At 70.3% G+C, this 18,993-nt stretch carries 16 protein-coding genes; 9 read left to right on the top strand and 7 right to left on the bottom strand.

Annotated elements, in window-relative coordinates; all coding sequences use genetic code 11:
* Both D8S75_RS14975 and D8S75_RS14970 read left to right on the top strand, forming a co-directional pair.
* The coding region (locus D8S75_RS14975) for an EAL domain-containing protein (protein WP_157982662.1) at positions 1–582 on the top strand (582 nt) is incomplete at its 5' end.
* Positions 583–607: 25 nt separating this feature from the next.
* Positions 608–1,816 carry an FAD-dependent monooxygenase gene (locus D8S75_RS14970; RefSeq protein ID WP_119967151.1) on the top strand — a complete coding sequence of 403 codons (1,209 nt, stop codon included), beginning with the start codon at positions 608–610 and terminating at the stop codon, positions 1,814–1,816.
* A gap of 57 nt (positions 1,817–1,873) precedes the next feature.
* On the opposite strand, the gene D8S75_RS14965 is transcribed toward D8S75_RS14970, so the two are convergent.
* Positions 1,874–2,236 carry a MerR family transcriptional regulator gene (locus D8S75_RS14965; protein ID WP_119967150.1) on the bottom strand — a complete coding sequence of 121 codons (363 nt, stop codon included), beginning with the start codon at positions 2,234–2,236 and terminating at the stop codon, positions 1,874–1,876.
* Between the two features lie 90 nt (positions 2,237–2,326).
* Here D8S75_RS14965 and D8S75_RS14960 point away from each other — a divergent pair, with 90 nt between their 5' ends.
* Positions 2,327–2,776, top strand: a complete 450-nt coding sequence (locus D8S75_RS14960; RefSeq protein WP_119967149.1) for a hypothetical protein — start codon at positions 2,327–2,329, stop codon at positions 2,774–2,776.
* Here the strand turns inward: D8S75_RS14960 and D8S75_RS14955 are convergent.
* From D8S75_RS14955 to kynB, 5 genes are all read right to left on the bottom strand, one after another.
* Positions 2,748–3,923: an MFS transporter gene (locus tag D8S75_RS14955; protein ID WP_119967161.1), complete on the bottom strand. Its 1,176-nt coding sequence runs from the start codon at positions 3,921–3,923 to the stop codon at positions 2,748–2,750. The genes D8S75_RS14960 and D8S75_RS14955 overlap by 29 nt on opposite strands.
* Before the next feature lie 238 nt (positions 3,924–4,161).
* Positions 4,162–6,351, bottom strand: a complete 2,190-nt coding sequence (katG, locus tag D8S75_RS14950; RefSeq protein WP_119967148.1) for a catalase/peroxidase HPI — start codon at positions 6,349–6,351, stop codon at positions 4,162–4,164.
* A 218-nt stretch (positions 6,352–6,569) separates the two neighbouring features.
* Positions 6,570–8,273, bottom strand: coding sequence for an ABC transporter ATP-binding protein/permease (locus D8S75_RS14945; RefSeq protein WP_119967147.1), 1,704 nt, complete (start codon positions 8,271–8,273; stop codon positions 6,570–6,572).
* 186 nt (positions 8,274–8,459) lie between these two features.
* Positions 8,460–10,085 (bottom strand): methyl-accepting chemotaxis protein, encoded by a 1,626-nt coding sequence (locus D8S75_RS14940; protein WP_119967146.1) that lies wholly within the window; start codon positions 10,083–10,085, stop codon positions 8,460–8,462.
* 400 nt (positions 10,086–10,485) lie between these two features.
* Positions 10,486–11,115 (bottom strand): arylformamidase, encoded by a 630-nt coding sequence (gene kynB, locus D8S75_RS14935; RefSeq protein ID WP_119967145.1) that lies wholly within the window; start codon positions 11,113–11,115, stop codon positions 10,486–10,488.
* 143 nt (positions 11,116–11,258) lie between these two features.
* On the opposite strand from kynB, the gene D8S75_RS14930 reads away from it, so the two are divergent.
* The 4 genes from D8S75_RS14930 (at position 11,259) to D8S75_RS14915 (ending at position 16,045) form a co-directional block, all read left to right on the top strand.
* A complete protein-coding gene (locus tag D8S75_RS14930; RefSeq protein WP_232829060.1) occupies positions 11,259–11,576 on the top strand; it encodes a FeoA family protein in 318 nt (105 codons plus the stop codon).
* On the top strand, positions 11,573–13,444 hold the full coding sequence (feoB, locus tag D8S75_RS14925; RefSeq protein WP_119967143.1) for a ferrous iron transport protein B: 1,872 nt from the start codon (positions 11,573–11,575) through the stop codon (positions 13,442–13,444). The genes D8S75_RS14930 and feoB overlap by 4 nt, the downstream gene beginning before the upstream one ends.
* A gap of 4 nt (positions 13,445–13,448) precedes the next feature.
* Positions 13,449–13,679 (top strand): hypothetical protein, encoded by a 231-nt coding sequence (locus tag D8S75_RS14920; protein WP_119967142.1) that lies wholly within the window; start codon positions 13,449–13,451, stop codon positions 13,677–13,679.
* A gap of 119 nt (positions 13,680–13,798) precedes the next feature.
* Positions 13,799–16,045, top strand: coding sequence for an EAL domain-containing protein (locus D8S75_RS14915; protein WP_119967141.1), 2,247 nt, complete (start codon positions 13,799–13,801; stop codon positions 16,043–16,045).
* A gap of 144 nt (positions 16,046–16,189) precedes the next feature.
* On the opposite strand, the gene D8S75_RS14910 is transcribed toward D8S75_RS14915, so the two are convergent.
* Positions 16,190–16,510, bottom strand: a complete 321-nt coding sequence (locus D8S75_RS14910; RefSeq protein ID WP_119967140.1) for a YkgJ family cysteine cluster protein — start codon at positions 16,508–16,510, stop codon at positions 16,190–16,192.
* A gap of 80 nt (positions 16,511–16,590) precedes the next feature.
* Here D8S75_RS14910 and D8S75_RS14905 point away from each other — a divergent pair, with 80 nt between their 5' ends.
* A complete protein-coding gene (locus D8S75_RS14905) occupies positions 16,591–18,552 on the top strand; it encodes a S9 family peptidase (protein WP_157982661.1) in 1,962 nt (653 codons plus the stop codon).
* A gap of 35 nt (positions 18,553–18,587) precedes the next feature.
* Positions 18,588–18,989, top strand: a complete 402-nt coding sequence (locus D8S75_RS14900; protein ID WP_232829059.1) for a copper-binding protein — start codon at positions 18,588–18,590, stop codon at positions 18,987–18,989.
* The last annotated feature ends 4 nt before the right edge of the window (positions 18,990–18,993 follow it).

Below are 18,993 nucleotides of genomic sequence, written 5' to 3'. Positions count from 1 at the left end.
CTGCGCACCGCCTGCGAACAGCTCGTGCGCTGGTCCGGCAAGAAAGAAACCGCGCACCTGAGCATGGCGGTGAACGTCAGCGCGCGGCAATTCCGCCAAAGCGGCTTCATCGCCGAAGTGCTGCAGACCCTGCGCGAGACCGGAGCCAACCCCCGGCGCCTGAAACTCGAACTGACGGAAAGCCTGCTGCTGGGCGACATCGAAGACACCATCGCGCGCATGGTGCAGCTCAAGCGCGAAGGCGTGGGCTTTGCGTTGGACGACTTCGGCACGGGGTATTCGAGCCTGGGCTACCTCAAGCGCCTGCCGCTGGACCAGGTGAAGATCGACCGGGGCTTCGTGCGCGACGTGCTGAGCGACCCGAACGACGCGGCCATCGTGCGCACCATCCTGGCGCTGGCGCAGAGCCTGGACCTGGACGTGGTGGCCGAGGGGGTGGAGACGGCGGGGCAGCTGGGGTTCCTGCGGCTGCATGGGTGCGAGCAGTTCCAGGGGTACCTGTTCGGGCGGCCCGTGCCCGCCGATGTGTTCGAGCTGGAACACCGCAGCGAGCCATCGCCGCATTTCCAGGACGTTTTCTAAGCTGCGTGCGGGCACAATCACCGGCATGAAAAAGCAGGTGTTGGTGGCCGGAGGCGGCATCGGAGGGCTGGCGGCCGCGCTGGGCGCGTCGCGCGCGGGCTGGGATGTGCGGCTGTACGAGCGCGCGGCGCGGTTTTCCGAGGTCGGAGCGGGTGTGCAGCTGGGCCCGAACGTGGTGCGGCGCCTGCAGGCCTGGGGCCTGCAGCAGCCCCTGCAGGCCGTGGCGGCCTTCCCCGGGCAGCTGCAGGTGCGCAGCGCATGCCATGGCGGCACCCTGGCCACGCTGCCGCTGGGAGCCACCGTGGTCGAGCGCTATGGCGCGGCCTACGCCACCATCCACCGCGCGGACCTGCACGGCCTGCTCCTCGAAGCCCTGCAGGGCCACCCCGGCGTGCAGATCAACCTGGGCTGCGCCATCGAGCGCCATGCCGAGGCGGACGGCGCCGTGCAGGTGCGCACCAGCGCCCAGAAGGACGTGGAGGGCGACGCCCTGGTGGGCGCCGACGGCCTGTGGAGCCGCACGCGCCAGCAGCTGCTCGCCGATGGCGCGCCGCGCCACAGCGGCCATCTGGCCTACCGCGCGCTCGTGCCGCAGGCCGCGCTGCCTGCACGGCTGCGCGCCACGCACGTCACGGCCTGGCTGGGGCCACGCCTGCACGTGGTGCATTACCCGGTGCGCCGGGGCGAGCTGCAGAACCTGGTGGTGATCGTGCACGGGCCCGCGCCGCAGGACATGGAGAACTGGGACCACGCCGCCAACGCGGCCGACCTGGAAGCCGCGCTGGCGGGCACCTGTACCGGGCTGCAGGATGTGGTGCGCGGCGTGGCGGATGCCGGCAGCGGCTGGCGCCTGTGGCCGCTCAACATCCGCAACCCCGTGGCCGAGGCCGCGCAGATGGCGCAGGGCCTTGTGGCGCTGCTGGGCGACGCCGCCCACCCCATGCCACCCTACCTGGCCCAGGGCGCGGGCATGGCCATCGAGGACGCCGCGGCGCTGCAGCGCGCGCTGTCCATGCACGACCTGGATGTGGCGCTGCGCCTGCGCCGTTATGCGCTGAACCGCTGGGAGCGCAACGCGCGCGTGCAGGCGCGCTCGCTGCGCAATGGGCGCATCTTCCACGCCACCGGCCCCGTGCGCTGGGGGCGCGATGCGGCGCTGCGCTTGCTGGGCGAGCGTCTGCTCGACGTGCCCTGGCTGTACCGGGGCGATGGTTCGAGCGCCAGCGCGTTGTGACTTGCTATCAATAGCATAGCTAATGGCGCTTGATGGGTAAGCGCTGCAGCCATTTTTTTATGAAATCCTGCCGGATTGGAGAGGGCAGTCCGCCGCCACGCGCTCGGCCAGCGTCTGGCGCAGTGCCTGCAGCGCGGCGATGCGCGTGTCGATCTCCTGCAGCTTCACGGCCAACACCTGGGCCAGCGCGGGGCCGGGGTCCTGGGCGTCCCAGATGCCGGGCAGGCGGTCGCCGATCTCGGCCAACGTAAAGCCGAGCTGCTGGGCCGTGCGGATGTACTGCACCAGCGCCACCGTCTCGGCCGGGTAGTCGCGGTAGCCGTTGCCCAGGCGCCTGGCGCGGATCAGCCCCTGCTGCTCGTAAAAGCGCAGCGCCTCGCGGCTCAGGCCCGACGTGGCGGCCAGTTCTCCGATCAGCATGGGGTGCTCCTTTTCCACAAAAAACCGCTTGACCCTGAAGCGTACTTCAGGGTGGAAGCTCGGGGCTCCCTTCACTCCGGATTTTTTGCCATGGCCTTTTCCGCCTTCTCCACCCCGCGCTACCTGCGCATCGTGCGCATCAGCGGCTGGTACGACCTGCTCGTCACCTGGCCTTTCGCGCTGCCCTGGACGTTCGCCTGGGTTTACGCCCAGCTCGGCTTGCTTGCCGAGGTGCTGGGCTTGCCCGGCGTGATGCACCCGCTGGAGCCCACGCACATGCTGCTGGCCAATCTGCTGGGCTCGGTGATCGTGGTGTGGTCCATCGCGCGCATCGTGGCACCCACGGTGCTGCTGGGGCGGCTCGATGGCGTGGCGCGCTTCCTGTTCGCCACCTGGCAGGTCTATGCCGTGGCGCAGGGCGCCAGCGCCGTGGTGCTGGGCTTCACGGTGGTCGAACTGTTGTTCGGCGTATTGCAGTGGTGGCGCGTGGATGGCGAGCCGCGCGGGCGTTTCAGCGGGCTGGCGCCGGCAGCCACCTGAACGCCAGCACGCCGGCCACCAGCATGCCGGCGATGGTCAGCAGCACGGCGACGAACGGGTCGGCGCCGCGCGCCGTGGCCGCCGAGGCGGCCAGGCCCGTCACCCATTGCATCAGCGCCACGCCGAGGAACAGCGCCATGGTGAACACCGCCATGGCGCGCCCGGTCAGCGCGGCCGGGTAGGCGCTGCGCACGTCGGCGTACTGCAGCACCATGTAGCCCGACAGCACGCCCACGGCGATGGCGCCGCCCACGTCCACCCAGGGGTGGCGCAGCAGCGCCAGCAGCAGGAACAGCCCGGCCAGAACCAGCGAAAAGCCCATGAGCCAGCGCCGGCGGCGCGTGGGGCCGGGGTCGAGCCGGCCGAACAGCGCCGGCGTGAACAGCGACACCAGTGAGACGAGCAGTGCCACGTTGCCGCTCTGCACCAGCGAATAGCCGTGCCGCTCGATCAGCAGCGGCCCGAGCCACAGCCCGCGCAGCGTGAGGAAGGAGGCATAGGTCACCAGCGCCAGCAGCATGATGCCGGCCGTGTGCGGCACCAGGAACAGCGCGCCGAAGCCGCGCACCGCCGTGCCCAGCGACTCGCGCGGCGCGGCGTGCGCGGGCTGGGGCGGCTCATGCACCTTCCAGAAGATCAGCAGCCAGGCCAGGGCCGCCAGCCCCGCCAGCACGGCGAAGGCCATGCGCCAGGACGACTGCTGCACCACCCAGGCCAGTGGCGTGCCCGTAAACAGCATGCCCAGCCCGCCCAGGCCCAGCGCCGCGCCCGACACCGCCGCGAAATCGCGCGGCGGAAAGTAGCGCGCGATGAACACGGTGCACACCAGGAAGGCGGGCGCGCAGCCCACGCCGATCAGCATCTGCCCCAGCAGCACCGTGCCGTAGCCCGGCGCCAGCGCCGACAGCAGCGCGCCCATGATGGCCAGTGGAAATGCCGTGAGCAGCGTGCGCCGCACGCCGTACAGGTCGATGCCCACGCCCATGAACAGCTGCATGGTGCCGAACGAGAAGGCGAAGGCCCCGGCGAACAGTCCGAGCGCCTGTGCCGTCAGCCCGAAATCCTGCCGCAGTCCCGTGGCGATGATGGCGGTGATGGTGCGGAAGGCCTGGCTCAGCCCGAAGCCGGTGATGAGCACCAGCAGCATGGCCCAGGCGGCACGGGGCGCGAGCGCCGGGACCGGCGCGGCAGGCAAGGGGGAAGGTGTCGTGGGCGGCGCCGGCACGGTGTCTCCTGTCGGTGCGCGGCGTGAACCGCCGCGTGTCAAGCAGGAGCGTACACGCGGCGCGGGCACATGGCTGTCGCCCCGGGCACTGTGGCGGCCGCGCGCCGTGGAGAGGGACGTGGGAGCCCGCGCGGGCGTCGCGGGCTCCCGCCCCGGCGGCTCAAAGAGCGAGGTCGAAGCGGTCCAGGTTCATCACCTTGTTCCAGGCCGCCACGAAGTCATGCACGAACTTCGCCTGTGCGTCGCCCGATGCATAGACCTCGGCGAGCGCCCGCAGTTGCGAGTTCGAGCCGAAGACCAGGTCCGCGACGGTGCCGGTCCAGCGGAGCGCGCCCGTGGCCCGGTCGCGCCCTTCCAGCACGCCCTCGGCCGTGGCGGAGCGCTGCCATGCGGTGCCCATGTCGAGCAGGTTCACGAAGAAGTCGTTGGTCAGCGTGCCGGGGCGCCGGGTGAACACGCCGTGCGTGGACTGGCCGGTGTTGGCGCCCAGGACGCGCAGGCCGCCGATCAGCACGGTCATCTCCGGCGCCGTCAGCGTCAGCAGCTGCGCCTTGTCCACGAGCAGTTCGGCCGCGGCGTCGCCAAGCCCCGGGCGGGCGTAGTTGCGGAAGCCGTCGGCCCGGGGTTCGAGCACCGCGAACGAGTCGATGTCGGTCTGCTCCTGCGTGGCGTCCATGCGTCCCGGGGCGAAGGGCACGGTCACGTCATGGCCCGCCTGGCGCGCGGCGGCCTCGACGGCCGCGCAGCCGCCCAGCACGATCAGGTCGGCCAGCGAAATGGTCTTGCCACCCGCGTTGAACTCGCCGCGAAGGGTTTCGAGCCGGGCAAGCACCCGTGCCAGCTCGGCCGGCTGGTTGGCTTCCCAGTCCTTTTGCGGCGCCAGGCGGATGCGCGCGCCGTTGGCGCCGCCGCGCTTGTCGCTGCCCCGGAAGGTCGAGGCCGAGGCCCAGGCGGTCGTCACGAGCTGGGCGATGGACAGGCCCGAGGCGAGCACCCGGGCCTTGAGGTCCGCGATGTCCTGTTCATCGACCAGCGGGTGATTGACGGCAGGAATCGGGTCCTGCCAGATCAGCTCTTCCTGGGGAACCAGCGGGCCGAGGTAGCGGGCGCGCGGACCCATGTCGCGGTGGGTGAGCTTGAACCAGGCGCGCGCGAAGGCATCGGCGAATTCCTGCGGGTTCTGGTGGAAGCGGCGCGCGATCTTCTCGTAGGCCGGATCGAAGCGCAGCGACAGGTCGGCCGTGGTCATCATCGGCGGGTGCGCCTTGCCGGGCTCGTGCGCGTCGGGAATCATGTGCTCGGGCTTGACGTTCTTGGCCACCCACTGGTGGGCGCCCGCGGGGCTCTTGGTCAGCTCCCATTCGTAACCGAACAGCATGTCGAAATAGCCGTTGTCCCAGGTCGTGGGGTGGGGCTTCCAGGCGCCCTCGATGCCGCTGGTGGTGGTGTGCGCGCCCTTGCCGGTGCCGAAGGCGTTGATCCAGCCCAGGCCTTGCGCCTCGATGGGCGCGCCCTCGGGCTCGGGGCCCACGAGCTTGGGGTCGCCCGCGCCGTGGGCCTTGCCGAAGGTGTGGCCGCCAGCCACCAGGGCCACGGTTTCCTCGTCGTTCATGGCCATGCGCGCGAAGGTCTCGCGCACGTCGCGGCCCGAGGCCACGGGGTCGGGGTTGCCATTGGGGCCCTCGGGGTTCACGTAGATCAGGCCCATCTGCACGGCGGCGAGCGGGTTCTCCAGCTCGCGGTCGCCGGCGTAGCGCTTGTCGCCCAGCCAGGTGTTCTCGGAACCCCAGTAGATGTCTTCCTCGGGCTCCCAGATGTCGGGGCGGCCGCCGGCGAAACCGAAGGTCTTGAAGCCCATGGATTCCAGGGCCACGTTGCCCGCGAGGATCATCAGGTCGGCCCAGGAGAGCTTGCGGCCGTATTTCTGCTTGATGGGCCACAGCAGGCGCCGTGCCTTGTCGAGGTTGCCGTTGTCCGGCCAGCTGTTGAGCGGCGCGAACCGCTGGTTGCCGGTGCCCGCGCCGCCCCGTCCGTCATGGATGCGGTAGGTGCCCGCGGCGTGCCAGGCCATGCGGATCATCAGGCCGCCGTAGTGGCCCCAGTCGGCGGGCCACCAGGCTTGCGAATCGGTCATCAGGGCGTGGAGATCCCGGACCACGGCCGGCAGATCCAGGCTCTTGAATTCGCTGGCGTAGTCGAAGGACTCGTCCATGGGGCTGGAGAGCGTGGAGTGCTGGTGCAGGATGCCCAGCTTGAGTTGCTGGGGCCACCAGTCCGCGTTCGATGGCGCTCCCGCCACCGTGTGCCGGCGGGCGTTCTCGGAGAATGGGCACTTGGCTTGCGATGACATGGCTTGCTCCTTGGCGTGTTGGCGAGGGGGTTCGAGGTCCAGTCTACGGGCCAGGCCACGGTCCATCAACGTGAATGCCGCTATGGCCGCCATAGCGTTATCCAGGGCTCGGCCATGCATGCCCGCCACGCGCCGCACGGGGCCGGGTGCGGTGTCGCATGGGCACCTTAGCCGGACGCCGCCGGTTTGCCAAGCCCCGTGGGCGCCAGGCGCGGGGGCTATTGCCCGAAGCGGTAATCCTCGGCGGAATGCACGCGCCACTGGCCGTCGCCGGTCAGTTCCAGCACGCGCTTGTGGTACTGCAGGATGGTCGGGCGGTGCCCCACGCTCACCAGGGTGGTGCTGGTGTGCGCCAGTTGCCGGTACAGGTTGCCTTCGTTGGCGGCATCCAGGGCGCTGGTGGCTTCGTCCAGGATGGCGAAGCGCGGCTGGATGCGCAGCACGCGCGCGAAGGCCAGGCGCTGCTGCTCGCCGATGGACAGGACCTTCTCCCAATCCATTTCGGCGTCCAGGCCGCCGAAGCGCCGGGCCAGCTCGGGCAGGTTGACGAGGGCCAGCAGCTCCAGCAACCGCGTGTCGGATACCGGCCGGCCCACGTCCGGGTACAGCAACTGGCCGCGCAGCGAGCCGGAGAACATGTAGGGCTGCTGCGGCAGGAACACCAGGTCGTGCTCTGGCGGGCGCAGGATGCGGCCGCTGCCCGCATACCAGAGCCCGCCGATGGCGCGCAGCAGCGAGCTTTTTCCGCTGCCGCTGGCGCCCACGATCATCAGGCCCTCGCCGGGCTGCACGGTGATCGACAGTTCGCGGACCAGGGTGCGTTCGCGCCGGGGGGTTTGCAGGGTGACCCGCTCCAGGGCCAGCCGGGGGTCTTCCACCGATTCGATCACGTCCTGTTCGTGCGCGCGGCGGGCCGGTGGCCCGGCCAGCAGGCCGAGGAAGGTGTCCAGGCGGTCGATGCCCGCCGCGAAACGGCTCAGGCCCTCGAAGTTCTCGATGATGACCGAGATCGCGCTGAGCACGGCGGCGAAGGCGCCCGCCGCCTGGATGGCGCGGCCCACCTCCAGCTCGCCCGAAAGCACCCGCGAGGCGATGAGTGCGCTGGGCAGCACGATGGTCAGCATGCTGTAGGCGTACTGGAACAGGTTCAGGAACAGCTGACGGCGGATCAACTGGCTGAAGTTGTCGAAGGCGCGGCCAAAGCGTTGCCGGACCTGGCGCAGCTCCTGCGCCTCGCCACGGTAGAGCGCGATGGCCTCGGCCTTCTCGCGCACGCGCACCAGGCTGAAACGGAAGTCCGCCTCGCGCTGGAGCTGGCGGAAGTTCAGGCCGATCAGCGGCTTGCCGAAGACATAGACCGTCAGCAGCGTGCCCGCCAGCGCATAGAAAACCAGGAAATAGACCAGCTCGCGCGAGATCGACCACAGCACCTGGCTGAAGGCGGCCAGCTGCAGCAGGGCCCCGATGAAGATCAGCAGGAAGAACAGCGCGCGCTGGGTGAAGGTGTTGATGTCCTCGGCGATGCGCTGGTCCGGGTTGTCGATCGTGGCGCTGGTGTTGAGCTCGTAGAAATTCCGGTCCCTGAAGTAGCTCGCCAGGAAGCGGTTCGTGAGCCAGCGGCGCCAATGGTTGCCCAGGGTGTCGCGCACGAAGTAGTACAGCGCATAGATCGGCACCGCGCCGGCCACCAGGGCCAGGCACCAGCGGATGGCCGTCCAGAAGCGGTCGCTGTCGCGCGCGGCCAGGGCCGAGGTGAACTCGCCCGTCTGCTCGTTGAACAGCACCGCGAAACCGGTCTGCCCGAGCAGCAGCAGCACGAGCAGGACCAGCAGCCCCCGGGCCTTCCATTTCTCGTTCTGGCGCCAGTAGGGAACGGCAATGTCCCAGAATCGCCGCCACAGGTGACGGTCAACGATCCGCATGGTGTGTCCGGTATCCCAAGGTGCGCCCATCCTGTCGATCCCGCGCGGCCACTGGCAGGCGCCGTGGCCTGGGGCGGGAAGGCGCGCGGGGCTGCAAACATGCCTTCCGTCTGGCATTGTCTGTCATCCGCGCGGCGGGCGCATGGAAATGCGGGAGCTTGCGCCGCGCTCCGGGCGTGCGAGGGGTCAGGCGTTGAGCAGCGCGACCTGCTTGCCCTCGCGGCGCAGGGCGACCGCGTCGAGCTGGGACAGCGAGGTGTCGCCGCGCGAGAGGCGGAACAGCATCATGGACTGGTTCACGCCCTGGACCTGGCCGTAGACCGCCTGGGTGGCGGCGGCCAACTCCTCCACCATGGCCGCGTTCTGCTGGGCGATCAGGTCCAGGTGGGCGATGGCCTCGTTGATCTGCGAGATGCCGGTCTTCTGTTCGCCCGCGGCCGAGCTGATTTCATCGAGCACGGTGCGCACGCGCGAGACCGACTCCACCGCCGTGTGCATGATCTCCCGGGCCTGTTCGGCCGTGGCGACGCCCGCGGTCACGCGGCTGCTCGACTCGGCGATCAGCTGCTTGATGTCCTTGGCGGCCTCGGCCGCCCGGTGGGCCAGCGAGCGCACCTCGGAGGCCACCACGGCGAACCCTCGGCCCTGGTCTCCCGCCCGGGCGGCCTCGACGGCCGCGTTCAGCGCCAGGATGTTGGTCTGGAAGGCCACGCCCTCGATCAGCTGGATGATGTCCTGGATGCGTTGGGACGATTCGGCGATCTGGTGCATGGTCTGCGTCACGGCATGCACGGATTCGTCGCTGCGCCGCGCAACGTCCGAGGTGTCGTGGGCGATCTGGGCCCCACGGGTGGCCGACGCCGCGCTGTGCTGCATCGTCCCGTGGATCTCTTCCATCGAGGCCGCTGTCTGCTGCAGGTTGCTGGTCTGGGCCTCGGTGCGCGAGGACATGTCCTGGTTGCCCGAGGCGATCTCGCGGACCGAGGCGTCGAGGTTGCGCACCTCCTGGCGCACGTCCTGCACCACGGTGCGCAGGTTCACGCTCACCTGGTTGAGGGCCTGCTGGAGGTAGCCCACCACGCCCGTCGCGCCCGTTTCCACCGACAGCGACAGATCGCCCGAAGCCAGGCGGTTGGCGTCCTTGACCAGGCGGTGCAGTGGGGCGATGGTCCATTGCCGGATCAGCCAGGTGGACGAAGCGATGCAGGCCGCGGCCACCAGGGCCGAGACCGGCCAGGTGGCGCCCAGCAGAATGGGTGTGGCGGCGGCGGAGAGGGTCGCCGCCTGGGTGATCAGCAGCTTGGCGGGCGTGGAGGGCCGCAGCAGGCGCAGGGCCTTGCCCGCCAGATCGGTGCGCACGACCGTGCCGCTGCGCAGCGCGTGGACGCAGCGGCCCTCGGCGGCCTCCTGGCGCATGCGGGCATAGAGGCTGTTGGCTTCCCGGACCTGCTCCCGGCTGGGCAGCGTGCGCACCGACAGGAAGCCGGTGATCCGGTCGCCGTCGAGCATGGGGGTGGCATTGGCCTGCACCCAGTAGTAGTCGCCGTTCTTGCGGCGGTTCTTGACGATGCCGGTCCAGGGCTGGCCCGACTGGATGCTTTCCCACAGATCGCGGAAGGCCTCGGCCGGCATGTCGGGGTGGCGCACGATGTTGTGCGGCTGGCCCAGCAGTTCATCGCGGGAGAAGCCGCTGACGTGGATGAACGCGGGATTGCAGTAGGTGATGCGCCCCTTGAGGTCGGTGACCGAAACCAGTGTCTCCTCCGGAGGAAACGCGTATTCGTTCTGCGTGACGGGCTGGTTGAGGCGCATGGCAATGCCTTTCGAGGGGAGGGGTGGAGTTCCTTGTCTGTGGATTGAAGGGGGCTGGGCGGGTGGCCGTGGTGGCCTGGCATGGAGAGCCCGGGGGCAGGGGGAACCATGCGCGGATGCAAAGCAGTGTCCTCAGCCCCTCCCTGTGCGTGTGTCGGTTCGCGGATGGGGCGCCCCCTGCGTGGAGGGCGCCTGTGTTGGGGAACCACTCTAGTGCTTTTCCGAGGGGCTGTGAATCCCCGCTCAATGCGGGAAACGCGCCGTTCGTCGGCCTGGTGGGCGCCGGTCCTGCCGGGGCGCCGCTGCCCATGTGTCCGCGCCAGGGGGGATGGCGTGCGCTATTAAATATGTAGCATTTAGCGCTTTATTCGTGGGTGTTTTCGGCCGTTTCGGTGCATTTTCAGAGGGCGCGCAGGATGGCGCGCACGGGCGAGGCGTCGGCGGTGGAGAGCCGGAGCGGCAGGGCGATGAGTTCGTAGTCGCCCTCGGGCACCGCGTCGAGCACCAGGTTCTCCAGCACGCGCAACTGGCGCCGGCGCAGCACCTGGTGGCTGGGCAGTTGCCGGCTGTCGGCGGGGTCGACGCTGGCGCTGTCGATGCCCACCAGCAGCACGCCGTGGTCGGCCAGGCGCTCCAGGGTGAGCGGGGCATAGCCGGTGAGTTGTGCGTCCCAGTGCGCCACGGCGGCGTGCCGGCGGGTGCGCACCAGCACGCGGGCGGGCAGGCGTGCGTCGATGGCGTGGGCGATATGCGGCCACTCGACCAGCGGGCCGGGGTCGATGGCATGGACCACGCGGCACGGTCCCAGAAAGGGTTCGAGCGCCAGCGCGCCGATGGCGGCACCGTGGGGATCGTAGTGCAGCGGTGCGTCGGCGTGGGCGCCGATGTGGGGCGAAAAGGTGAGGGTGCTCAGGTTCACCATGCTGGCCGGGCCGATGGTGGTGTCCCAGTGCTGCTGGAACGGCGTGTCCCCGGGGAAGACCGGGGAGCCCGTATGCACGGCGGGCGAAATATCCCAGAGCGCTTTCATGACCGCGAATGTACCGCCGGCCGGGGCGCCGTGGGGGCGCGGGAGGCCTTGATCCATCGCAAGAAGCTGTACCCTGCGCGCTTGCCGTGCCGCCGCATGCGCGGCTACAATGACAAATAAGAATTGTTTTTATTTGCATGGTCATGGAAGCTGTCTTCGCAATGGACGCGGATGCGCGGCCCGCAACCCAGGCTCCGGGCACCGGGCTGGCGGATCTGCCCCTGCGCACGGACGCCTGGGTCCAGGGGCTGGGCATGGAGGCCGCAGCGCAAGATGGCGATCTGTTGCTGCGCCTGCTGGAAATCGGCTTCCTGCCCGGCGAGCGCGTGCGCGTGGTGGCGCGGGCCTTCCCGGGGGGCGACCCGCTGGCCGTGCGCGTGGGGCGCAGCACCTTCGCGCTGCGCCGCCGCGAGGCCGCGCTGGTGCGCATCAGCACCACGCCGCCAGGGGGCGCGGCATGAGCGCTGCCGCCGCGAGCCTGCGGCTGGCACTGCTCGGCCACCCCAACAGCGGCAAGACGGCGCTGTTCAACCTGCTCACCGGCAGCCGCCAGAAGGTGGCCAACTACGCGGGCGTGACGGTGGAGCGCAAGGAGGGCCTGCTCACCACGCCCTCGGGGCGGCAGGTGCGCGTGCTCGATCTGCCCGGCGCCTACAGCCTCAATGCCCTGAGCGCCGACGAGGCCGTGACGCGCGATGTCATCACCGGCCAGCGCGCGGGCGAGGCCGCGCCCGACCTGCTGGTGTGCGTGGTCGATGCCACCAACCTGCAGCTGGGCCTGCGCATGGTGCTCGAAACCCAGGCCATGGGCCTGCCCATGGTGCTGGCGCTGAACATGAGCGACGCCGCGCGCCGCGCGGGCATCGCCATCGACCGCGATCTGCTGGCGCGCGAACTGGGCATGCCCGTGGTGGAAACCGTGGGTATCCGCAAGGGCGGCGCGCAGGAGCTGCTGCAGTGGCTGGACGGCTGGCGCCCCGCCGCTGCCGCGCAGGCCCGCCCCTGGGAGCCGCAGGGCGTGGAGCAGGTGCTGCGCACGCAGCAGGAGGCCCGGCGCATCCTGCGCCTGGCGGTGCGCGAGCCCGAGGGCCTGCCGCAGGTGGACGAGGCGCTCGACCGCGTCGTGCTGCATCCGCTGTGGGGCACGCTGCTGCTGGCCGGCACCATGTTCCTGATGTTCCAGGCCGTGTTCAGCTGGGCGGCGGCGCCCATGGACGCCATCACCGGTGCGGTCGATGTGCTGGGCCAGTGGCTGCAGGCGCGCCTGCCCGATGGCGTGCTGCGCAGCCTGCTGGTGGACGGCATCGTCGCCGGCACGGGCGGCGTGCTGGTGTTCCTGCCGCAGATCCTGATCCTGTTTTTCTTCATCCTCGCGCTGGAGGACTCGGGCTACCTGCCGCGCGCGGCCTTCCTGCTTGACCGGCTCATGGGCACGGTGGGGCTGTCGGGGCGCTCGTTCATCCCGCTGCTCTCCAGCTTCGCCTGCGCCATTCCCGGCATCATGGCCACGCGCACCATCACGCACTGGCGCGAGCGGCTGGTCACCATCATGATCGCGCCGCTCATGACCTGCTCGGCGCGCCTGCCGGTGTATGCGCTCCTGATCGCCGCCTTCATCCCCGAGCGCACCGTGGCGGGCTGGTTCAACCTGCAGGGGCTGGTGATGTTCGCGCTCTACCTGGGCGGCATCCTGGGCGCCATGGCCGTGGCCGCCGTGCTCAAGCTTTGGCGCGGCAAGGCCCGGCCCACGCCGCTGCTCATGGAGCTGCCTCCCTACCGCGTGCCCAGCCCGCGCAACCTGGCGCTGGGGCTGTACGAGCGCGCCGCCATCTTCCTCAAGCGCGTGGGCGGCATCATCCTGGCGCTGACGGTGCTGCTGTGGTGCCTCTCCACCTTCCCGGCGCCGCCCGAGGGCGCCACCGGGGCCGCCATCCAGTACAGCTGGGCCGGGCAACTGGGCCGGCTGCTGGAGCATGTGTTCGCGCCACTGGGCTTCAACTGGCAGATCTCCATTGCCCTGGTGCCCGGCATGGCCGCGCGCGAGGTGGTGGTGGGCGCGCTGGGCACGGTGTATGCCCTCTCGGCCTCGGGCGACGACGTGGCGGCGCAGCTCGGCCCGCTGATCGCGCAGCAGTGGTCGCTGGCCACGGCGCTGTCGCTGCTGGTGTGGTTCGTGTTCGCGCCGCAGTGCCTCTCCACCCTGGCCACGGTGCGGCGCGAGACCGATTCATGGCGCCTGGCGCTGCTGATGGCGGCCTACCTGTTCGCCCTGGCCTATGGCGCCAGCTGGCTGACGTACCGGCTGGCGCTGGCGTGGGGAGGAGGCTAGACCCATGTGGCAGGACCTGATCGTGGGCGCCATCGTGGCGCTGGCGGGGCTGTATGCCCTGTGGTACTGGATGCCCGCCGCGCTGCGCAAGCGCCTGGGCCGCCTGCGCCCCGCGCTGGGCAAGGCGCCGTCGTGCGGCGCGTGCAGCGATTGCGGGGGCTGCGCCACCCCGGCCAGGCCGTCCGCCACGGCCCCGGGGGAGCGCCGCGCGGTGTGGATGGCCTCGCGCCACTGACCCCGGTTCAAGGCTCCGGAGTCCCGCCCGGAAAGCGGCGGATGCTATATAAAAAATAGCAAAAAGTGCCGGTACCACCTGCGCGTGAAGCCTTCTTGCACTCGGATACACTTATCCGCATGAAGGATATTCAGGATGTGCTGGAGGGAGGCCGGCCCACCAAAGAACTGCTGCAGCTGTGCAAGCAGCTGGAGCGTTCCTGGAATCTGTCCGACATCCTCGACGCCGTGGCCCCGGTGGCCGAGCGCGTGATGGGCTACCCCCATGTCTGGCTGGCCCTGGTGGCCGAAACGCCCGGCATGGTCACCGCCGTGAGCCACCGCGTGCAGGGGCAGGAATCGGACCTGACGCGCACCCTGCTGTCGCTGGAGATCCCGATCGCGGGTGACCCCATGCTCGAAGAGATCATGGCCGCCGATCATGTGGTGGTGGTGGAAGACGCCCGCACCGATCCGCGCACCAACAAGCAAATCGTCGCCCAGGTGCACAACCGCACCATCATCAATATTCCGCTCATGCTGGCCGAGCAGCGCCTGGGGGCCCTGGGCATGGGCACCTTCGGCGACGCCGAGGGCGTGCGTCCGCCGTCGCCCTGGCAACTGGATTTCATGCAGACGGTGGCCGGGCATGTGGCCGTGGCGCTGGACCGCGTGCGTTTCATGCAGGCCCGCAAAAGCGCGGAGGACGCGCTGTACGCCGAAAAGGAGCGGCTGCAGGTCACCCTGCACTCCATCAGCGACGCGGTCATCACCACCGACGCCCAGGGCGGGCTGCTCTATATCAACCCGGTGGCCGAGAGCCTCACGGGCTGGCCGCTGACCGCCGCCGTGGGCCGTCCCTACCACGAGGTGTTTGGCCTGCGGGGCACTGTGCCCGCCAGCCCGCCGCAGGACCTGGTGGGATCGGCCCTGGCGGCCGGGAAGACGCACCGCTACCCGCAACTGGAGCTGCTGCAGCGCGGCGGCGGCAGCCTGCTGATCGAAGGCGCGGTCTCGCCCATCCGCGATGCCGATGGCGAGGTGCAGGGCGCCGTGCTGGTGTTCCGCGACGTGACCGAGCAGCGCCGCCTGAGCCGGGAGATCGAGTTCCAGGCCACGCACGACGAGCTGACGGGCCTGGGCAACCGGCGCGCCTTCGAGGCCGCGCTGCGCTCTTGCCTGGAGCGCGCGAGCGGGCAAGGCCAGCAGCATGTGGTGTGCTACCTGGACCTGGACGATTTCAAGGTGATCAACGACACCTGCGGCCATGCCGCCGGTGACGAGCTGCTGCGCCAGGTGGCGCGGCTGTTCGCTGGCGCCCTGGCCGAGGGCGATTGTCTGTGCCGTCTGGGCGGCGATGAATTCGGCATGGTGCTGTCGCACCGCTCGATGCAGGACGCCCTGGCGCTGGCCGAGCGGCTGCAGTCCGGCCTGGCGGGCTACCGCTTCGTCTGGCGGGAGCAGGCTTTCGCGGTGGGGATGAGCATCGGCATGGTCGCCCTGGACGGCCGCAGCGAAAGCGTGGGGGCGTTGCTGCAGGCGGCCGACAGCGCCTGCTATGTCGCCAAGGAGGCGGGGCGCGGGCGCATCCATGTCTGGGCCAGCGACGACCTGGCGCTGGCGCACCGCTACGGCGTGATGGAATGGGTCAGCCGCATCGAGGATGCGCTGCAGAATCACCGCTTCGTGCTCTATGCCCAGCCCATCGCGCCGGTGGGCTGCAGCCCGCACCCGGGGCGCGTGCACTGCGAGATCCTGCTGCGCCTGCGCGACGCGCGGGGCCAGGTGGTCTCGCCCGCCGAATTCATGCCGGCGGCCGAGCGCTACCACCTGGCGCCCCGGGTCGATCGCTGGGTCGTGCGCCAGGCGCTGGAGTGGGTGGCGCGCCACCAGGCGGGCATCGAGCTGTGCGCCATCAACCTCTCGGGCCAGTCGCTGGGCGACGCGCAGTTCGTGCGCTTCGTGCTCGAAACCCTGTCGGAAACCGGGGTGCCGTGCGACAAGCTGTGCTTCGAGATCACGGAAACGGCCGCCATCGGCAACCTGCCCACGGCGCACCAGTTCATCGCCACCCTGCGCCAGCGGGGCTGCCGCTTCTCGCTGGACGACTTTGGCAGCGGGCTGTCCTCGTTCGCCTACCTGCGCGACCTGCCGGTGGACATCCTCAAGATCGACGGCCAGTTCGTCAGGGACATCGCGCGCGACCCGGTCAGCCTGGCCATGGTGCGCTCCATCCACGAGATCGCCTGCCTGATGGGCAAGCGCACCGTGGCCGAGTTCGTCGAGAGCGAGGCCATCCTCGACCACCTGCGCGCCATCGGCGTGCACTACGCCCAGGGCTATGCCGTGGCGCGCCCCCAGCCGCTGGACAGCCTGCTGGCCGCGTGAAACCGCCCAGGCATGCCGCATGGCGGCGCTGAAATGCTACTAATTTAATAGCTTGTTGCGCCGTAACTACGGCCTGAAAGCCACTTTTCGCATGAAACTCCCTGGCGGTGGTGCCGGGCGCGATCCGGGGCGTTGCGCGCCGCGTCAGGCCGGGTAGGGCGTCAGGCCATGGCGCCGGCGCGCGCGCTCGCAGGCCTCGCTGCCCGCCTCGAACTCGCGGCAGGGCGAGGGGCGCCACTCGTAGATGCCGCAGGCTGCCTTCTCGCCCACCCGGCCCATGAGCGCCGCGCAGCGCGGCGGGCTGTGGTCGGTGCCGCGCATGCGGCAGGTGCCACCGGCCACTTCCACCGCGAGCCCATCGGGCACATCGCCGCCCATCTCCTGGGTTTCATGTTCCGAGAAGTCCACGCGGAAGCTGGCGCAGCAGGCGCCGCAGGTGAGGCAGGGGTGGGGGGAGGCGGGCATGGCAGCAAGGGCAGGGCGCGGACGGGTGCGCAGTATTCCACAATCGTGGATCATGGCGGCACATGACAACGGAGGGCGCGATGCGGTACAGACTTTGGGTGGGGGTGGTGGCGGTGGCTTCTGCGCTGTTGGCGGGCTGCGCCAGCGGGCCCACGCACCCGTCCCTGGCGGGCGGCGGCTTGCCCGAGCTGGTGCCGGTGCGCGACTTCGTGGCCAGCCGCCAGTCCACGGGGGGCTACCGGGTGTCGCCCGACGGCACGCGCATCGCCTGGTTCGGCACCGACGGCGTGGTGCCGGCGGTCTGGGTCCAGTCCATCGACGGCGACGACGCCAAGGCGTTCCGCATCCGCGCGCGGTCCATCCGCTTCAGCGCCGACAGCCGCTGGCTTGGCATCACGGCCGACCCCACGGGGGACGAAAACACCCGCATCTATGCCGGCCTGGTGGAAGGCCCCGGCACCGAACTGCGCGAGTTGATGCCGGCGCCGCATTCCGTGGCCCATTTCATGGACAGCGTGGAGGGCGCCTCCGACTTCATCGCCACCTCCAACCAGCGCGACAAGAAGGTGTTCGACCTGTACCGGGTGAACCCGGCGGGTGGTGCGCCCGTGCTGCTGGCCACCAACCCGGGCAATGTGGCCTGGTGGGGGGTGGACCGGGCAGGACGGCTGCTGGCGCGTGCCCTGGTGCAGGGCGACCAGGGCATCCTGGAGCGCCCCGGCACGGCCGCCGGAAGCTGGTCCGAGGTGGCGCGTTGGAGCCGTTGGGACACGCTGCGCATTTTTGGCCTGCACGACGACGGGCGCAAGGCCTGGGCGCTGTCCAACCGGGGCAGCGACAAGCTGGCGCTGGTGCGCCTGGACCTGGCCACCGGCGCCGAGGAGCTGGTCTTTGCCTCGCCCGAGGTCGACATCGACAGCGTGACGCTCAGCCGTGCCACGCAGCAGCCGCTGGTGGTCCACTACATGCCGGGCTACCCGGCGCGCGAGGTGTTCGACCCGGCCCTGGCTGCGCGCCTGGCCGCGCTGGCGGGCACCCAGCCCGTGGACGTGCACGTCACCAGCGCCGACCGCGGCGACCGCGTGCTCACCGTGGCCCTGTCCACCGACCGGGGCACGCGCAGCTACCTATTGCGCGAGGGGCGCGAGCCGCAACTCCTGGGGGAGAACCGGCTGAGCCTGATCGCGGATGCGCTGGCGCCCACCGAGCCCGTCACCTACGCGGCGCGGGACGGCTTGACCATCCATGGCTACCTGACCCTGCCCGTGGGCGTGGCCCCCCGGCGCCTGCCCCTGGTGCTGTTGGTCCACGGCGGCCCCTGGGCGCGCGACCGCTGGGGCGATGCCAATGCAAGCCGGGCCATGCAGCAGTTCCTGGCCAACCGGGGCTATGCCGTGCTGCAGGTCAACTACCGGGGCTCCAGCGGCTACGGCCGCGCGCACATGGAAAAGGCCCGGGGCGAGTTCGCCGGCCGCATGCACGACGACCTGATCGACGGCGTGCGCTGGGCCGTCGGGCGCGGCGTGGCCGACCCTGCCCGCGTGGCGATCTACGGTGCCAGCTATGGCGGCTATTCGGCGCTGGTGGGCGCCACCTTCACACCGGAGGTGTTCGCCTGCGCGGTCGATGTGGTCGGCGTGTCGCACCTGGCGCGGTTCCTGGAGAAGGTGCCGCCGTACTGGGAGATGGGCATCGCCGGCTGGCACCGCTATGTCGGCGACCCCGCCAACGCCGCAGACCGGCGCACCATGGACGCCAAGTCGCCGCTGCTCAAGGTGGGGCCGCGCACCAGCCCGCTGCTCATCATGCACGGCGTGAACGATGTGCGGGTGAGGCTGGAGCAGTCCGAGCTGATGGTCCAGGCCCTGCGCCAGGCCGGGCGTCCGGTGGACTATGTGGCGTTCCAGGGCGATGGCCACGGCAACCAGCGCTGGCCCAACAACCTCACCATGTACCGCAAGACCGAGGACTTCCTGGCGCAATGCCTGGGCGGGCGCACCAGCGGGTTCGACTACTACCAGCTGGGGGCCTGGGCGTTTTGAGCGCAGAGGGCGCCGCTGCACGCGAAGGAGGCACCATGAGGGAATGGAAAGGGGCGACGGGGCCGTGGGTGACGCGCCTGGCGGCCATGGGCCTGGCGGCCATGGGCCTGGCGGCCGCCATCATGGCCGCAACGGGCGGGGCCGCCGCCCAGCCCGCAGGCCCGCAGCCGGGACAGACGGCACCCGTGTTCACGCGGGCGCGCCTGGTGTCGACCCTGCAGGAATCCGGTGGCAGGCTGTATGTCCGCCTGCAGTTGCTGCCGGGCGCGAAGATTCCGTTCACCACGCAGGCGTTCCGGGTGGCCGACCCCGCGCTGCTGGCCGGCATTCCCGACGGCGCCTCGGTCAAGTTCACCGCGCGGCACATGGACGGCGAGAACACGCTGACGTCGATCCATGTGGTGGAGCCGTGCAAGCGCTTCCAGCCTTGCGACTGAACTT

This window comes from Simplicispira lacusdiani (assembly GCF_003604195.1).
GTDB classification, from domain to species: Bacteria; Pseudomonadota; Gammaproteobacteria; order Burkholderiales; family Burkholderiaceae_C; genus Simplicispira; species Simplicispira lacusdiani.
Note: the sequence above shows the minus strand (reverse complement) of the source record. Positions and strands in the feature narration are given on the sequence as shown.

Excerpts from the sequence above, each read along its gene's own strand:
- D8S75_RS14970 (WP_119967151.1), top strand. The coding sequence starts at position 608 with ATGAAAAAGCAGGTGTTGGTGGCCGGAGGCGGCATCGGAGGGCTGGCG.
- D8S75_RS14965 (WP_119967150.1), bottom strand. The coding sequence starts at position 2,236 with ATGCTGATCGGAGAACTGGCCGCCACGTCGGGCCTGAGCCGCGAGGCG.
- D8S75_RS14960 (WP_119967149.1), top strand. The coding sequence starts at position 2,327 with ATGGCCTTTTCCGCCTTCTCCACCCCGCGCTACCTGCGCATCGTGCGC.
- D8S75_RS14955 (WP_119967161.1), bottom strand. The coding sequence starts at position 3,923 with ATGCTGCTGGTGCTCATCACCGGCTTCGGGCTGAGCCAGGCCTTCCGC.
- katG (WP_119967148.1), bottom strand. The coding sequence starts at position 6,351 with ATGTCATCGCAAGCCAAGTGCCCATTCTCCGAGAACGCCCGCCGGCAC.
- D8S75_RS14945 (WP_119967147.1), bottom strand. The coding sequence starts at position 8,273 with ATGCGGATCGTTGACCGTCACCTGTGGCGGCGATTCTGGGACATTGCC.
- D8S75_RS14940 (WP_119967146.1), bottom strand. The coding sequence starts at position 10,085 with ATGCGCCTCAACCAGCCCGTCACGCAGAACGAATACGCGTTTCCTCCG.
- kynB (WP_119967145.1), bottom strand. The coding sequence starts at position 11,115 with ATGAAAGCGCTCTGGGATATTTCGCCCGCCGTGCATACGGGCTCCCCG.
- D8S75_RS14930 (WP_232829060.1), top strand. The coding sequence starts at position 11,259 with ATGGAAGCTGTCTTCGCAATGGACGCGGATGCGCGGCCCGCAACCCAG.
- feoB (WP_119967143.1), top strand. The coding sequence starts at position 11,573 with ATGAGCGCTGCCGCCGCGAGCCTGCGGCTGGCACTGCTCGGCCACCCC.
- D8S75_RS14920 (WP_119967142.1), top strand. The coding sequence starts at position 13,449 with ATGTGGCAGGACCTGATCGTGGGCGCCATCGTGGCGCTGGCGGGGCTG.
- D8S75_RS14915 (WP_119967141.1), top strand. The coding sequence starts at position 13,799 with ATGAAGGATATTCAGGATGTGCTGGAGGGAGGCCGGCCCACCAAAGAA.
- D8S75_RS14910 (WP_119967140.1), bottom strand. The coding sequence starts at position 16,510 with ATGCCCGCCTCCCCCCACCCCTGCCTCACCTGCGGCGCCTGCTGCGCC.
- D8S75_RS14905 (WP_157982661.1), top strand. The coding sequence starts at position 16,591 with ATGCGGTACAGACTTTGGGTGGGGGTGGTGGCGGTGGCTTCTGCGCTG.
- D8S75_RS14900 (WP_232829059.1), top strand. The coding sequence starts at position 18,588 with ATGAGGGAATGGAAAGGGGCGACGGGGCCGTGGGTGACGCGCCTGGCG.